12 protein-coding genes are annotated in these 15739 nt (G+C 67.3%); 1 reads left to right on the top strand and 11 read right to left on the bottom strand.

The window, feature by feature from the left end; all coding sequences use genetic code 11:
* Nucleotides 1-8: 8 nt before the first annotated feature.
* From FS388_RS11295 to ileS, 10 genes are read right to left on the bottom strand one after another with little or no spacing between them, the layout of a single operon-like run.
* A complete protein-coding gene (locus tag FS388_RS11295) occupies nt 9-521 on the bottom strand; it encodes a hypothetical protein (protein ID WP_146341499.1) in 513 nt (170 codons plus the stop codon).
* Nucleotides 514-2181 (bottom strand): hypothetical protein, encoded by a 1668-nt coding sequence (locus FS388_RS11290; RefSeq protein WP_146341498.1) that lies wholly within the window; start codon nt 2179-2181, stop codon nt 514-516. Before FS388_RS11290 ends, FS388_RS11295 begins: the two co-directional genes overlap by 8 nt.
* A gap of 41 nt (nt 2182-2222) precedes the next feature.
* Nucleotides 2223-3425, bottom strand: a complete 1203-nt coding sequence (locus FS388_RS11285; protein ID WP_146341497.1) for a glycosyltransferase — start codon at nt 3423-3425, stop codon at nt 2223-2225.
* Nucleotides 3426-3435: 10 nt separating this feature from the next.
* A complete protein-coding gene (locus FS388_RS11280) occupies nt 3436-4476 on the bottom strand; it encodes an ABC transporter ATP-binding protein (protein WP_246836203.1) in 1041 nt (346 codons plus the stop codon).
* A gap of 6 nt (nt 4477-4482) precedes the next feature.
* Entirely contained in the window at nt 4483-5457 is a 975-nt protein-coding gene (locus FS388_RS11275) for an ABC transporter permease (RefSeq protein ID WP_146341496.1), read from the bottom strand.
* Nucleotides 5458-5473: 16 nt separating this feature from the next.
* Nucleotides 5474-6430 (bottom strand): hypothetical protein, encoded by a 957-nt coding sequence (locus FS388_RS11270; RefSeq protein WP_146341495.1) that lies wholly within the window; start codon nt 6428-6430, stop codon nt 5474-5476.
* 17 nt (nt 6431-6447) lie between these two features.
* Nucleotides 6448-6861 carry a nucleoside-diphosphate kinase gene (ndk, locus tag FS388_RS11265; protein ID WP_146341494.1) on the bottom strand — a complete coding sequence of 138 codons (414 nt, stop codon included), beginning with the start codon at nt 6859-6861 and terminating at the stop codon, nt 6448-6450.
* Nucleotides 6858-7337, bottom strand: coding sequence for a DUF4233 domain-containing protein (locus tag FS388_RS11260; RefSeq protein WP_146341493.1), 480 nt, complete (start codon nt 7335-7337; stop codon nt 6858-6860). The genes ndk and FS388_RS11260 overlap by 4 nt, the downstream gene beginning before the upstream one ends.
* Nucleotides 7337-8749: a folylpolyglutamate synthase/dihydrofolate synthase family protein gene (locus tag FS388_RS11255; protein ID WP_146341492.1), complete on the bottom strand. Its 1413-nt coding sequence runs from the start codon at nt 8747-8749 to the stop codon at nt 7337-7339. Before FS388_RS11255 ends, FS388_RS11260 begins: the two co-directional genes overlap by 1 nt.
* Nucleotides 8749-12009, bottom strand: coding sequence for an isoleucine--tRNA ligase (gene ileS / locus FS388_RS11250; RefSeq protein ID WP_146341491.1), 3261 nt, complete (start codon nt 12007-12009; stop codon nt 8749-8751). Before ileS ends, FS388_RS11255 begins: the two co-directional genes overlap by 1 nt.
* 294 nt (nt 12010-12303) lie before the next feature.
* Here ileS and FS388_RS11245 point away from each other — a divergent pair, with 294 nt between their 5' ends.
* Nucleotides 12304-13011, top strand: a complete 708-nt coding sequence (locus FS388_RS11245) for an MgtC/SapB family protein (protein WP_146341490.1) — start codon at nt 12304-12306, stop codon at nt 13009-13011.
* 91 nt (nt 13012-13102) lie between these two features.
* Here the strand turns inward: FS388_RS11245 and valS are convergent, their stop codons facing one another.
* On the bottom strand, nt 13103-15718 hold the full coding sequence (valS, locus tag FS388_RS11240; RefSeq protein ID WP_146341489.1) for a valine--tRNA ligase: 2616 nt from the start codon (nt 15716-15718) through the stop codon (nt 13103-13105).
* Between the last annotated feature and the right edge of the window lie 21 nt (nt 15719-15739).

Genomic DNA, 15739 nt, shown 5'->3' with positions numbered 1-15739 from the left:
CCGCAGCCTCAGCCGCGACGCGTGTGGACGCGGGTCAGCCTCAGGAGCTCCCGCACCTGACGCCGCACCGGTGCGGCGCTGCCCAGCAGGAGGGTGCGCTCCTCTCCTGCGAAGGCCTCAACCTGGCCGAGCAGCTCCTGCCGATACGTGACCATGTGAGTGACCACCGCGGCCAGCGGGTGCTCGAGATCATCTGCCGAGTCGACCAGCATGACGGTCGGAATGCTGCGACGCTCAGCGAGGATCAGAGGATCGATGAAGCGCTCGGGCAGAGCCGTCTCCCCCTCAGGGGCGGAAGCGAGCACGAGATCCAGACCGATGGCGGGCACAGCCGCACCCTCTGCCAAGTCCCGCAGGTGCCGCCACGGCGACGTCCGATGGACAGGCCCCAAGCCGCCCACCTGCGGGCGCACCGAGCTGCGCAGCTGCCTCATGCCGCGCCTGGCGCCCCGTTTGACCCTGCGAAGATGCGGCGAGGCCCGTCGGCGCAGCCATGATGTCTCAACCGGCTTGTCAGGCACGATGGACCCCCAGCGGATCGGCGTCGGTCAGCCGCGGGCCGTAGTCCTCGAGCCACAGGCTGAGCATGGACAGACCCTTGAGCAGGTGCTGGGTTCGGGTCGTGCTCAGCGCCCGCTGCCACGCGACGAGCCCCGACCCCTCCTGCGGGTCAGCGTCGCGCAGTGCGGGGCTCAGCAGCAGCGAGGCCGGCCCCGACCGGATGAGTCCGGCAACGGCCCGGGCCCCCTCCCGGCTGGCCATCCTCCTCTTGTGGTGATGCATGCCGAGCAGATCGTCGGCCGTCGGCATCCCCGCCAGGCGGGCGTCCGCCGCTTTGAGGAGCTGCGGATACCACGCGCCCTCAGCCTTGGCCTCGTGCGGCAGCTGCAGCGCCGCCGAGACGACCGCGTCGCTGATCATCGGCATGATCGTGGGCCGGGAGCGGCCGAGCACGCGCGCCGGAGCCAGCGCGATGCCGGGAACGGTCCGCATGAGATATGACGCCAGCGTGTGGCCGTTGGGATGCGACTCGTACGGCCGCGCCACCTCCACGGCGCGCGAGCGGGCCGAGCCCCGCAGGCTCGCAGTCAGTGCCGAGGAGAGCACCCTGTTGGCCTCGAGCAGATAATGGGACCGAGACGCCGCGCGCTGGGCGCTGAGGCTCTCCGAGGAGCTCCTCACCGAAGAGTCCGCGAACCCGCCTCCGAAGAAGACCCCTCCCCCGATTCCGTCGAAGATCGGCCCCTCCGCCGCCCCAAGACGTCTGGCCACCGGGGTCAGCCACACGTGGAAGGACGCCTGATGGTCCACCGCGTCGGCGTAGGCGCGCAGATCCCTGTCGACCTCGTCATACCTGCCGGTGACGATGCGCTGGCCTACGCCGAGGGCGTGCGCGGCACGTGCGCCGACGATCTCTTCGAGGGCCGACCCGGTGTCCGAGCTGGTCGTCCACGCGGTGACGCTCTCCGCATCAGGGGCCTCACGCAGAGCCAAGGCCGTGAGCATCCGTGAATCACGTCCGCCGGAGAGCATCGGATTGGACGCGCCCGCCGCCGCGGCCGGCCGCATGAACTCTGCCATGTCAGCAACAACCTGCTCGGTGACCGCCTGCATATCCTTCACGGGACGCGGCTCGTGCTCAGCCCAGCTCCACCGGGCCTGCCGACGACGCGGCGGCGAGTTCCCCTCTGAGGAGACTTCCGCGTACTCCATGGGCTGAAGCCGGCGCATGCCCTCGAAGGTGGTGTGCCCGCCGACCGGCGCCCCGAAGGAGAGGATCTCCGCCCAGGCCTGCCAATCCGGGGTGAGGCGGTCCAGGGCATGGGTGAGCCAGCGCAGCCGCGTGGAGAAGAGCACCGCGGTGTCCACCTCTGCGGTGTAGAGCACCTGCGCACCTGAGACGCTTCCATGCAGGATCCCGCCTCCGGCTGCGTGCATCAGCAGCCCGCAGGCATCAGCGTGCGCGGCAGCCTCAGTCCACGGCCGCCCCGCCCTGTGGTGCGCGGACCCTGCCGCGTTCCACAGATGGTGCACGGAGCCGTCACCGGCCTCGAGCGCTGGGAGCGCTGCGGTGCTGCGCAGTCGCCAGCCCTTCTCGTCACGGCTCGTTCGCCATTGGGCGCCCTCATCCGAAGCTGCAGCGAGCATGCGCTCGAAGCCGCGGGCGGCGGTGGGAGTCATTCTGCCCAGTGCACCGCACACCTCGACAGGATGGTCGGCGGTCATGGCGTCACGACTCCGAGCTCTGTGAGTCGCCTCAGATGGGCCTGCGGACCGTAGCGCGCCACATAGTCGCGACCGGCCTGCGCCTGGCGCCGGAACATCTCGGGCGAGTCCCAGCACTCCTGCACGATGCCTCGCACCTCATGGGGCTCCGCGTAGAGGGCCGCATCCCCGTAGACAGTCTCGAGGTAGGGCGGGAGCACCACCACGCATCCCGCGGCGAGCGCCTCCATAGCCGCCCGGCCGAAAGCCTCCCGCCAGGAGGGGTGATGCATGAAGACCCAGAAGTCCACACGCCGGAGGAACTCGCTCGGCTCCTCCTCCCCGAACGGCAGCACGTTCCAGCGCGCGGGCAGCTCTCCGAGGATCGTTTGAGGGATCTCGGCGCCGCCGAGGATCTCCACGCGCACATCATCGGCATCGGGGTAGGCGGCCAGGAGGTCCTCACGGGTGTCCGGCCACTTTTCGCGCTGTGGCCGCGAATGGCGTCCGATGACCGGCACGCCGTCTCCGGGGCTGCGCGCAAGGCCCGCCGCCGGGAGGCGACCGAAGATGTTGGGCCAGTCCTCGGCCCGCAGGACGATGCTCTCCGCGTCCTGGGCGAGGCTTTCGCGGACCACTGAGCTGATCGGTGCCCACACCGGTGCCGCGCCGAATGCGGCACGAGCACGCGCGTCGGCCAGGGCCACGTCGTATTCCGTGTGCCCTGCGGCGTCGGCGGCCGGATGGTTGGCCACCATGACCACCTGCTCCGCCTGAATCTGGGGGAAGCGGGACGCGGCGGTCGCCATCGCCTTGGGGTGGCGGATGATGAGCAGGCCCGCTCTGAGGGGCTCGGATGGGGAGACGAGGTGCACACCCTCAAGGTTCATGACTCGCCGAATGTGCGGGCTGAAGCCTGTGGAGAGACTCGTGATGCCGCTCTGCGCGTGGATCAGCGCGGTGGTGAGGCCGGCGTCGTGCTGGGCGATGACTTCCTCCGCCAGGGATGCTGTAGTGCCCCCGGGAAGACGCATGTCTGTGAGCATGGCAATGTCGGCCGTCTCCGTCGGGGCGGGCCCGTGGGCCTGCTGGCGGGCCCTGAGCACATGCACCTCGCCGGCCAGTTCGTCCACCTGCTCTCGCAGCCGGTGGAGCTCCGTGCCTGCCGCTCTCCGGTAGGCGCGGCTCGCACTTCGGCGCAGACGGCCGATACCGCTCATGGCGACCACGTCAGTTCGCGCGGGCGCCGCTGGCTTTGGTGGGCCGGCTGCCGTCGGAGAACTCGATCTCCACCGGTGCGAGCTTGAGCATGGTCCGGTCGTAGACGATCTGGGCGGACCGTGTGCGCCCGCTCGACTTGTGATCGGTGTACTCCTGGTACTGCGAGCACACCCACTCCGGGTCGCCATCGGCGAGGAGGCGTCCCTGCTCGATCCAGATGACGCGGGTGCACATCTGCTTGATGGTGCCCAGCGAGTGGGAGACGAGGAAGACGCAGCCTGCTTGGGAGCGCACCTCGTCGAGGCGATCCTTGGTCCGCGCGCGGAACTGCGAGTCGCCGGTGTTCAGCGCCTCGTCGATCAGCAGAATGTCCGGGTCCTTGGCGGTCGCGATCGCGAACTGCAGCCGGGACGACATACCCGCAGAATAGGCCTTCAGCGGCATATCGAGCGCCTCGCGCAGACCCGAGAGCTCGACGATCATCTCGAACTTCCGCTCGGCCTCTGCCGGCGTCATCCCCATGGCGAGGCAGCCGAGCTTGATGTTCTCGCGCCCTGAGATCTCTTTGACCAGGGCGGCGTTCACACCGAGCATCACCGGAGTCGAGGTAGCGTAGACGTCGCCTGAAGAGGGGCGAATCTTACCGGTCAGCAGCTTCATGAGCGTGGACTTTCCGGAGCCGTTCGTGCCGATCACGCCGACCGTCTCACCGCGGTTGACCACGAAGCTCAGCGGCTGGAGGGCCGGAACCTCCAGCCACCCGGAGCCGAGCGCCTTCTTGATCTGTCGAGCGAAGCGGCCCTTCTCCTTCAGGTGCTGGTTGTCCGACCGCACCCTGTACGTCATGGAGGCACCGTCGACTGCTACGGCGACCTTCTGGGATTCCAGCCGCTGCACCACCGGAGCGCTCTGGGTCAGGGGGGCGTCATCCCAGTGAATCTCTTCGATGAAGCCGAAATCGTCCGCCGCCCCGTGATCGGGGTAGTCGTGTCCATTGCCAGCGAGCCAATTGGCGCGGCGCGGGGTGTAGCTGGTCACCGTCTGATCCATCGAGCCTCAGCGCTCCCGGCCGTAGGTCTCTTCGCCCTGCCAGAAGACGAGGAAGCCGATCACCATCAGGCCGACGGCCCAGCTGCCCAGGACCACCCAGCGCATGGGGTCAGCGAAGCCGTCGTAGATCCACGCGTGGCGAATGATGTCGAGCACGCAGAAGGCCGGATTCAGATGCATCACGGTCACGAGCCACCCGTGCCCCGCGTCAGCGAAACGGTCAACCCCGAAGATCACGGCAGAGGTGTAGAACCAAATGCGCGTGCCGATGGTGATCAGGTGCCGCACATCGTTGTGGGCGTTCACCGCCCGAGCCAGCAGAAGTCCCAGTCCGGTCATCACCATCAGGGCCAGCAGAATCGCCGGGAAGAAGAGCAGCCAGTGCCAGGTGATCGTGATATTCACGACACCCTCCTCCAGCCCTCCGATCATGTAGTCGCCGAGGAAGTAGACCAGCACAGCCATGAGCAGGAAGACCGGTATCGAGGCGAAGAGCTCGCGAACCGTGGCTGAGATGGGCAGCGCGGCGCGCGGGAAGTTGAAGGACTGCACCACGCGCTGGTTGTTGGCGATTGAGGTGGCGCCCCCGGTGACCGCGCTCGTGATGAATCGGAAGGTGAAGACACCGATGATGAGATAGCCGATGAAGTTGATGACGCCTCGGCTGGTCTCCAGAATGATCCCGAAGATGGTCAGGTAGACCAGTGCCTGAAGCATGGGGTTGATCAGCATCCACGCGCGACCCAGCGAATCCAGGTTGTTCTGCGAGGAGACGCGGGAGCGTGAGTCGTAGAACAGGAAGTGGCGAAAGTGCCACAGCTCCTTGAGGTACTGGCCCAGAGACGGGCGAGCCCCTACGCGCAGGAGGCGACTGCCGTCGAGCTCCAGCACTCGGCGCGAGCCGATGCTGAAGCTGGAGTCGCTGACATCCTGACCCGTCGAGCCTTGAGACGGCCCCGGACGGAGGTCAGTCTGAGTCATTGAGAGAGTCCCTTCCTCATTCGAGCTCGTCCCATTCTAGCAACGCCGGGCTGAACGACTGATCCCAGTACTCGCTGCGCAGACGGAACTGCTCGCTGATGTGGCGGCCGATGCCCTGACGGGAGCCCAGGGCCGGATAGGCGTGCATGCGCATGCTGGCCGCTGGGTCCATGCCGAACACCGCGGCGTCGGCGGCGCTGCGGAGGCTCGAGGTGAGGATGTCCACCGAGCCTGAGCCGTAGCCCGGCACGGATGCGGCAGCCTGACGAGCCACCTCGGTCAGCTCCGCGGAGATCACTGCTGTCACATCCACGGGAAGCATCCCCGTGAACAGGTCGCTGTTTCGCCGAAGGATCCGCAGCTCCTTGTGCCCGAGGACCGTGTCGAGAGTGAGGTCGGCGGCCGTGATCAGGGCCGGCGTGACCTCACGGGGCAGCGCAAGGGCCAGTGCACGGTTGCGCCTGCGGTGCTCGAAGCTGCGCGTCACCAGCTCGCGGACGGTGCTGCGCCCGTCGCCGACGACGAAGAGCGGCACCTGGACGGCAGCCGCGGTCGGTTCGGTGCCCACGGTGAAGAAGCGGACCGCCAGACCCTCGTTGTGGGGTGCGTCTGCGCCGGCAGCCGCCTCATAGGCGGGCACTTCCGCCGCGGCCAGGTACTCCTGCAGCAGATCCCAGGAGCTCGTCGCCTCAAGCGCCTGCGCGCTCACCAGCGTCGTCAGACGCCCATAGCCGCCCCCTCGGACCTCCTTGGCCCTCAGATAGACCTGTCCGACCCCGGGGAGAGTGAGCACCGTGAAGCCTCGGCGCTGCAGCTGCTTGGTGACGAACGCCTGGTGAGAGGTGGCGCGCGGGTATTCGTTCAGCTGCTCCCAGCGCGGGAGAACCCGGTCTGCGATGAATCGCCCAATGGGCCGCTGAGCGTCAGGAAGGTCCGCTGCGCTCCTCACTGCTGCCTCACCCCGTTCACGCACGCTCAGCTCCGCTCGGCTCAGCCGAACCAGATTCTGATCTCACGCGCGGCCGACTCAGCGGAGTCTGAGCCGTGCACGAGGTTCTTCTGGACCTTCTCCCCCCAGTCGCGGCCCAGGTCGCCGCGGATCGTCCCTGGAGCGGCGGCGGTGGGGTCTGAGACGCCGCACAGCGAGCGGAAGCCGGAGATGACGCCGTCACCCTCCACCACGGCGGCCACGATGGGGCCTGAGAGCATGAAATCGACCAGAGGCTGATAGAACGGCTTGCCCTCATGCTCGGCGTAGTGCTCCGCCAGCTGCACCTGCGTTGCGGCGACCTTCTTCAGCTCCGCGACGCGGTAGCCCTTCTGCTCCACTCGCCGCAGGATCTCGCCGGTCAGACCGCGCTCTACGCCGTCGGGCTTGATGAGCACCAGAGTTCGTTCGCTCATGAATCGTTCTCCTCACGTTCAGCGGCCAATTGTTCTTCCATCCGGTATCTTTCCATCTTTTCGACGTCAAGCCTTGCGCCCGTGCGCACCGCGTACCACCAGCAGGCCAGGAAGCCCAGCCCCGGGATGAGTGCCAAGGGCGTCCACAGGCCCTCCTCGGTGATGAGCGCCGTCCAGAGGAATGCCGAGATCATCACGAACTGCAGGACCCAGCCGATCGCGTACCCGAGGGGGCGGCGAAGCAGCCCGCATGTGAGCACCAGCAGCACCGCGATCAGCCCCGAGCCGGCCAGCAGCCACCAGGCGTACCAATAGTGCTGGTTGAGCCCCCAGGCGGTCAGCCCGAAGAACAGCATCAGACATGCCTCCAGGCACAGCACCGAGGAGGCGAAGAGCGTCTTCACCGAGCGCGGGGGGCGCGTCTGCCCGGGCCTCCACTCCCGCTGGGCCTTGGTCAGCCGGCGGCGCTTGGCCATCAGGTGTCCTTCCTGAGACGGTCGTCCTCTGCACCCAGCAGGGTGCGAGCCTCTCCCACCAGTGTCACCGATCCGGTGATCAGCACGCCGCCGGTGACGGTGGCGCCGTCCTCGTCGACACGGGACACGGCCCAGTCGATGGCTTCGTCGAGCCGCTCAGTGCTGTGCAGGTCCTCATCGCGGAAGCCTGCGTCGGCAGCCATCAGGCGCAGCTCCTCTGCGGGCACCGCACGGGGCGAGACGGACTGTGTGAGGCATATGTCGCTGGCCAGGTCCCCGTACTGCGTGTACAGGGCCGCGAGCATGGCGCGGACGTCCTTCTCCTGGAGGATTCCGACCACCAGCACCAGCTTGTCCAGCCCGAAGCTCTCCTTGAGCGCTTCCGCGGAGGCCTCGATCCCGGCGGGGTTGTGGGCAGCGTCGGCAATGATCGCCGGCCCGGTTCGGAGGGTCTCCAGGCGACCGGGGCTGGTGATGTGCTCGCATGCCAGCTGGAGGTTCTCGAGATTCAGCTCCTGCTCGGCTCCGCCGATGAAGGCCTCCAAAGCCGCCACCGCAAGGCTGAAGTTCTGGGCCTGATGAGCGCCGTGCAGGGCCAGGAGCAGATCGGGGTAGCGCCCTGCGAGCCCCTGGACGGTGACCTGCTGGCCGCCGACGCCGGGGAGCCGGGACTCGACGCCGAACTCCACCCCCTCGAAGCGGAAGGGAACTCCTGCCTCACGCGCTGCCTCGAGCAGCACATCGGCGGCCTCAGGAACCTGCGCGGCGGAGACGAGGAATCCGCCGGGCTTGATGATGCCGACCTTCTCGAGGGCGATGTCATGCTCAGAGTCTCCGAGCAGGTCAGTGTGGTCGAGACTGATGGGGGTGACGACTTGGACGCTGCCGCTGACCACGTTGGTGGCGTCCCATGCTCCGCCCAGGCCCACCTCCAGGACCATGACGTCCACCGGCTCGTCGGCGAAGACGGCGAAGGCCAGCACGGTGAGGCACTCGAAGAGGGTCAGCGGCACCTCGCCGTCCGCGCTCAGCCTCTCATCGACCATGCCGATATGAGGACGGATCTCGTCCCAGATGCGCACGAAGGTCTCATCGGAGACGGGCACTCCGTCCACGCTGATCCGTTCGGTGACCGATCCCATGTGCGGCGAGCTGTACCGACCCGTGCGGAGATCATGGGCCAGGAGTCCCGCCTCGATCATCCGAGCAGCGGAGGTCTTGCCGTTGGTCCCGGTGATGTGGATGGCTGGGGCGGAACGCTCAGGGTTGCCCAAGAGGTCCATGATCATGCGCATCGGCTCCAGCCGGGGCTGCATGTCGTTCTCGGGGGTTCGGGACAGAAGCTCGGCGTAGACCGATGCGACCGAGAACTGGTCGTACGGCTCGCCCGGGGTCAGCGGCTGTTCGGGCATCAGATGCTCTCCATGACGACGACGTGTGCTTGAGGTTCGGCGGCCGAGGGGTCCTCGACCAGGTCCAGGTCTGCGGTGAGCGTCTCCTCGGTGACCAGCTGCGCGTGCTCATCCACCGCGGCGATCACCTCGGGCAGAGCCGTCAGCGTGGTGCGGATGCGGTCGGACACGTTGAGATCGGCGGCCTTGCGCGCCGCCTGCACGGTTCGGATCACGTCACGGGCCGTACCTTCAGCCACAAGCTGCGGGGTGAGCTCGGTGTCAAGGACGAGGAATCCGGCGGGCAGCGTCGTGACGGCCTTGTCGCCCGCCTCCTCCGAGACCGTGGTGGTCAGCTCATACTCACCCTCGTGAAGCTGCAGGCCGCCGGCCGTGACGGAGCCCTCCTGCACGGACCAGTCCCCGGATTTGGCGCCCTTGATGGCGTGCTGGACATCCTTCCCGAGCCGGGGTCCCGCCGCGCGGGCGTTCACCACCAGCTGCCGGCCGATGCCGAAGTCAGCCTCGTTGGTCTGCGCGGCTTCGAGAAGCTCGACTGACTTGAGGTTCAGCTCGTCGGCGATGATCTCCTGGTACGTGCCCGACAGCTCCTCGGCCTCGGGAACCACCACGGTCAGACGCTCGAGGGGCTGCCGCACCCTTATCTTGGCCTGCTTGCGCAGGGCGGAGCCGGCCGAGGTGATGGCTCTCGTACGCTCCATCCGATCGACGGCCTGCTCGTCGCGCAGGTAGTCCTCCGGGTTGGGCCACTCCGCCAGGTGCACAGAGCGCCCTCCGGTCAGACCTCGCCAGATCTCTTCGGAGATCAGCGGAAGCATCGGCGCGGCCACACGGACGCAGGTCTCGAGGGCCGTGAAGAGCACGTCGTAGGCCGTGAGGTCCTCGGAGTAGAACCGCGCCCTGGACCGACGGATGTACCAGTTCGTCAGGGTCTCCGCGTAGCGGCGGAGTGCCTCGGTGGCCTCCGCGATCGCGAACGCGTCGAGCGCGTCCGTCACCTCACGCACCAGATCGCCCGTGGCGGCGAGGATGTAGTGGTCCAGAGGGTTCTCCACCTCATCCGCCCGGACGCTCTTCGCCTCGTAGCCGGCTCCGCCCCGGGCGGTGTTGGCGTAGAGGGCGAAGAAGTGCCATGCGTTCCACACCGGCAGCAGCACTTGGCGCACACCCTCACGGATGCCCTCCTCGGTCACCACCAGGTTTCCGCCGCGAAGAATCGGGGAGCTCATGAGGAACCAGCGCATCGCATCGGAGCCGTCGCGGTCGAAGACCTCGTTGACGTCCGGATAGTTCTGCAGCGACTTCGACATCTTCTGACCGTCGGAGCCCAGCACGATGCCGTGGCTGATCACGTTGGTGAATGCCGGCCGGTCGAAGAGAGCCGTGGCCAGGATGTGCATGGTGTAGAACCAGCCGCGCGTCTGGCCCACGTACTCGACGATGAAGTCGGCGGGATGATGCCCTTCGAACCACTCCGCGTTCTCGAAGGGGTAGTGCACCTGCGCGAACTGCATGGAGCCGGAGTCGAACCAGACGTCCAGCACGTCCTCGACCCGCACCATCATGGAGCGTCCGGTGGGATCGTCGGGGTTGGGCCGGGTCAGGCCGTCGATCCATGGGCGGTGCAGATCCGGCTCACCCGCGGCGTTGCGCGGGTAGTCGCCGAATGCCTCCTTCAGCTCCTCCAGCGAGCCGTACACCTCAGTGCGGGGGTAGGCGGGGTCGTCGGAGACCCACACGGGGATGGGGCTCCCCCAGTACCTGTTCCGGCTGATGGACCAGTCGCGGGCGTTCTCGAGCCACCTGCCGAACTGACCGTGCTTGACGTTCCCTGGGATCCAATTGATCTGCTCGTTGAGCTCAAGCATCCGCTGCTTGACCTGGGTGACGGCGACGTACCAGGAGGTCACAGCTTTGTAGATGAGCGGGGTCCGGCATCTCCAGCAGTGCGGGTAGGAGTGCACATAGGACTTTTCGCGCACGAGACGGCCGTCGGCCCGAAGGCTGTTGATGATCGTGCGGTTCGCATCGAAGACCTGGACTCCGGCGATGTCAGCCAGTGGGGCGCGCCCCGACGGCGTGGGCTCGGCGAACATAGGCAGGAACTTCGCCGCGGAGTCCACCGAAAGGATGACCGGGATGCCGGCAGCCTCTGAGGACCGCTGGTCCTCCTCACCATAGGCCGAGGCCTGGTGCACCAGTCCGGTGCCGTCTGTGGTGGTGACGTAGTCCTCGACCAGGACCCGGAAGGCGTGCTGGGTGCCCCAGGCCTCCTCATCGGTGTAGTAGTCCCAGAGGGGCTCGTAGCGCACTCCCGCGAGCTGCTCGCCGCGGTATGCCGCGCCGACCGCCTGCTCGGCCTGCTGAGCGTCCTGGAATCCGAGGTCTTCGGCATAGGCGCCGAGCAGCTCGCGCGCCAGGACCACCTTCCCCGGCACGGTGCCCTCCGCCGGAGCCTCGACGACGACGTAGTCGACATGCGGGCCGACGGCGATGGAGAAGTTGGTCGGCAGCGTCCACGGAGTGGTGGTCCAGGCGAGCAGGTGAGCGCCCAGCAGCTCATCCGGACCCTCTGTCACGGGGAAGGCGGCGGTGACCGAAGGGTCTTGGCGGTCCTGATAGACCTCGTCGTCCATCCGCAGCTCATGGTTGGAGAGCGGGGTCTCGTCCTTCCAGCAGTAAGGGAGCACCCGGAACCCCTGATAGGTCAGGCCCTTGTCGTGGAGCTGCTTGAACGCCCAGATGACCGACTCCATGAAGTCGACGTTGAGGGTCTTGTAGTCGTTCTCGAAATCGACCCAGCGGGCTTGGCGGGAGACGTAGCTCTCCCACTCCTTGGTGTATTGAAGGACGTTGGAGCGGCACGCATCGTTGAACGTGTCGATCCCCATCGCCTCGATCTCGGCCTTGTCCCGCATGCCGAGCTCCTTCATCGCGGAGAGCTCTGCCGGCAGGCCGTGGGTGTCCCAGCCGAACCGCCGCTCGACGCGCTGGCCGCGCATCGTGCGGTACCGCGGGACGAGATCCTTGGCGTATCCCGTCAGCAGGTGCCCATAGTGCGGAAGACCATTGGCGAAGGGCGGGCCGTCGTAGAAGACGAACTCTTCCCCCTGCCGCTGCTCGACGGATGCTTTGAACGTCCCGTCCTCGTCCCAGTACGTGAGGATGCGCTCCTCAATCTCGGGGAAGCGCGCGGAGGCAGGGGCCCCACGCTCCTTGCCGGAGGCAGCGCGTGGGTAGACGGGAGAAGTCTCGGTCATGGAGTCCATCCTGGTCGGGCCGAACAGAGTATTCAGTGCTGCCGCAAGGACGCTGCGAGCCGGAGCTCGAGGCGCGGTACCACCTTGCTTGCACAGGCCGGCAGTGCCGGCTCTGCGCCTCTCCACGACTGCTGTGACGGGCATACCCGTCCGGGTCTACTCAGTGGCGACGGCGGCACCGTCACGGACCTTTCTTCCGGATGCTCCCCGGTGATGGCCGGATCAAAGCGGATTCGGCTCAACAGTCTACTAGAGGACTTGTGCGCCGAAGAGGCACCTTCTAGCGTCAGGGCAATGGACATCGAACTGCTGCGCGACACAGCCGCGGAGGAGGCGCTGCTGCTGATCTGCGCCTTCGTGCTCTCCGCCGTCATCGGCATCGAGCGCGAGGTGCGCCAGAAGTCGGCGGGAGCGCGCACGCACATCCTGGTCGGCCTCGGCTCAGCGCTCTTCACCCTGGTCTCCGCCTATGGCTTTGCTCACATCCTCGCGGACGGAGTCATCCTCGATCCCTCTCGCATCGCGGCCCAGATCGTCTCCGGGATCGGGTTCATCGGAGCGGGCGTGATCTTCGTCCGTCAGAACATCGTTTCGGGCCTCACCACTGCGGGCTCCATCTGGGTCACCGCAGCAGTGGGCATGGCCTGCGGCGCGGGGATGCCGCTGATTGCGGCGATCACCGTGGCACTGCACCTGCTGGCTATGACAGTGGTGACGTGGCTGGTGCGGCGGCTCCCCCAGCATGGCCGCACTCAGCGCTTCGAGGTGCGCTACCGGGACGGACACGGCATCCTTCGGGAGATCCTCCGCGCAGCCTCCGATATGGGCTACGAGACCGGTCTTTCGCAGACGAAGCGGGAGGATACTGAGGACGGCCCCGTGGTCGACGCCACCATGACGTTCAGCCGTTCGCAGTACCAGTCGCCGGGCATGCTCATGCAGTCCCTCACCGAGCTCAGAGGCGTCCTCGAGGTCCGAGCCCTCGAGAATCAGCTGGACTGATCGCGGCCTCCGGAGCACAACGAGCGGCGGCGCGGGCCCGGGCTTTTCTGCCCTGGGTCCGCGCCGCCGCTGTTCAGGAGGAGTTCGCCTCCTACGCCTCAGAGGCTGCGTACTCCGCGCTGGTGAGCTCCGCGGCGTCTCCCCCGGCGACGAGCACGAGCTGCTCCGCCTTGACCGCCGACTTCAGATCTTCGAGAGCCGCGGAGACCTGCGGCAGCTGGACCTCTGGGAGGGCCAAGGTGCCTGTGAGGATCGGGGTGCGCTGCTTGACCTGCGCGTCGGACTTTGCCCGGCGCACTGCAACGAGCGCGTCAGCCACCGCGTCCAGGGCGACTGCCTCGCCGGCGGCGGCGTGCAGGCCCTCCGAGCTCGGCCATTCCGCCCCGTGCACGGAGCCGCTGCGCCACCATCGCCAGACCTCATCGGTGGCGAACGGAAGAACGGGCGCAAACAGCTTCAGCAGCGTGTCCAGAGTGGTCGCCAGGGCCGCGCGGACCGATGCCTGCGCGTCCTCGCCCTGACCGCCGTAGGCACGGTCCTTGACCAGCTCCACATAGTCGTCGGTGAAGCTCCAGAAGAACTGCTCTGTGAGCTGGAGGGCCCTCGCGTAGTCGTACTCGTCGAACCGTTTCGTGGCCTCATCCACCACCGTGGCCAGCTGGGCCAGAAGTGCCTGGTCAAGCGGGTGCGCGACGCCTTGGGCCGAGGATGCGTCGTGGACGATGTGCTCCTCCGTGACGCCCATCCCGAACGCGAACTTCGAGGCGTTGAGCAGCTTGATCGCCAGACGGCGGCCGATCTTCATCTGCGCCTCCTCGTAGGCGGTGTCCGCCCCGAGCTTGGCGCTGGCGGCCCAGTAGCGGACCGCGTCGGTGCCGAACTTCTCCAGGACCTCATCGGGCACGACCACGTTGCCTTTGGACTTGGACATCTTCTTACGGTCCGGGTCCAGGATCCAGCCGGAGATTGCGGTATTGGTCCACGGGACCGACTCGTGCAGCGAGTGTGCCCGCACAGCGGTGGAGAACAGCCAGGTACGGATGATGTCGTGCCCCTGCGGCCGGAGATCGTAGGGGAAGACGCGGGTGAACAGCTCGTTGTCGCGCTCCCACTTGCCGGCGATCTGAGGGGTCAGCGAGGACGTCGCCCAGGTGTCGAGCACGTCCTGCTCGCCGACGAAGCCGCCGGGAACGCCCCGCAGATCCTCCGTGAAGCCTGGAGCCGCGTCCGAGGAGGGGTCGACGGGCAGCTGAGCCTCCTCGGGCAGGAGGGGGTGCTCATAGTCCGGTTCGCCATCCTCGTCCAGGCGGTACCAGACCGGGATCGGCACGCCGAAGAAGCGCTGGCGGGAGACCAGCCAATCACCGTTCAGACCCTCAACCCAGTTCTCGTAGCGGGAGCGCATGAACGCGGGGTGCCAGTCCATCTGCCGGCCGCGCTCGATCAGCTCGGCGCGGCGGCCCGCATCACGTCCGCCGTTGCGGATGTACCACTGCCGGGAGGTGACGACCTCGAGCGGCTTGTCGCCCTTCTCGTAGAAGTGGACGGCGTGGGTGATCTGCTTGGGCTCTCCGCGCAGGAAGCCGGCCTCGCCCAGCATCTCGACGACCGCCTCCTTGGCCGAATGGACTGTTTTGCCGGCCAGCTGCTCGTAGCTGAGGCGACCCTGCGCTGAGGCGATCCACTCCGGCGTCTCTCGTGCGAAGCGGCCGTCACGGCCGATCAGAGCGCGGGTGGGAAGCTGCAGCTCACGCCACCAGGTCACGTCGGTCATGTCGCCGAACGTGCAGATCATGGCGATGCCGGAGCCCTTCTCCGGGTCGGCGAGCCGGTGCGCGGTGACTTCGACCTCCACCCCGAAGAGCGGAGAGGTCACCGTGGTGCCGAAGAGCGGCTGGTATCGCTCATCGTCAGGGTGGGCCACCAGGGCCACGCAGGCGGGGAGCAGCTCCGGCCGTGTGGTCTCGATGACGACCTCGCTGCCGTCGGCGGCGAAGAAAGGGATGGCCTGGTAGGCACCGGGCCGCTCCTTGGCCTCCAGCTCGGCCTGGGCCACTGCGGTCCGGAAGGTGATGTCCCACAGCGTCGGCGCCTCTGCGGTGTAGGCGTTGCCAGAATTCACGTCGCGCAGGAAGGCGCGTTGGGATGCCGCACGCGAGTTTTCGTCGATGGTCCGGTAGGTCTGGCGCCAGTCGACGGAGAGGCCCAGGCGGGTGAAGAGATCTTCGAAGACCTTCTCGTCCTGGACGGTGAGCGTCTCGCAGAGCTCGATGAAGTTCTGCCGGCTGATGGCGTCCCAGTCGCGCTGGTTCTTCGCCGGCTTCGTCGGCGGCGTGTAGTCGGGGTCGTACGGCTGGGAGGGATCGCAGCGCACGCCGTAGAAGTTCTGGACCCTGCGCTCGGTCGGCAGACCGTTGTCGTCCCAGCCGAGGGGGTAGAAGACCGTTTTGCCCCTCATCCGCTGGAAGCGGGCGACCACATCGGTCTGAGTGTAGGAGAACATATGGCCCACGTGGAGGGACCCCGAGGCCGTCGGCGGCGGGGTATCGATGGAGTAGACCTGCTCGCGGGGGGCCGTCTCGTCGAAGTGGTAGAGCCTCTCGGCCTGCCAGGCCTCGTTGAGCGTGGCCTCGAGGCCTTCCAACGCGGGCTTTTCGGGAACAGCGGGGGTGATGGGCGAGTCCGTGCCCAGGGATTCGTCAGACATGAGCCTCAGTCTCTCACGCGC

The organism is Nesterenkonia sp. NBAIMH1 (assembly GCF_007922635.1).
GTDB lineage: Bacteria > Actinomycetota > Actinomycetes > Actinomycetales > Micrococcaceae > Nesterenkonia > Nesterenkonia pannonica.
This window is presented reverse-complemented; position numbering and strand designations above follow the sequence as displayed.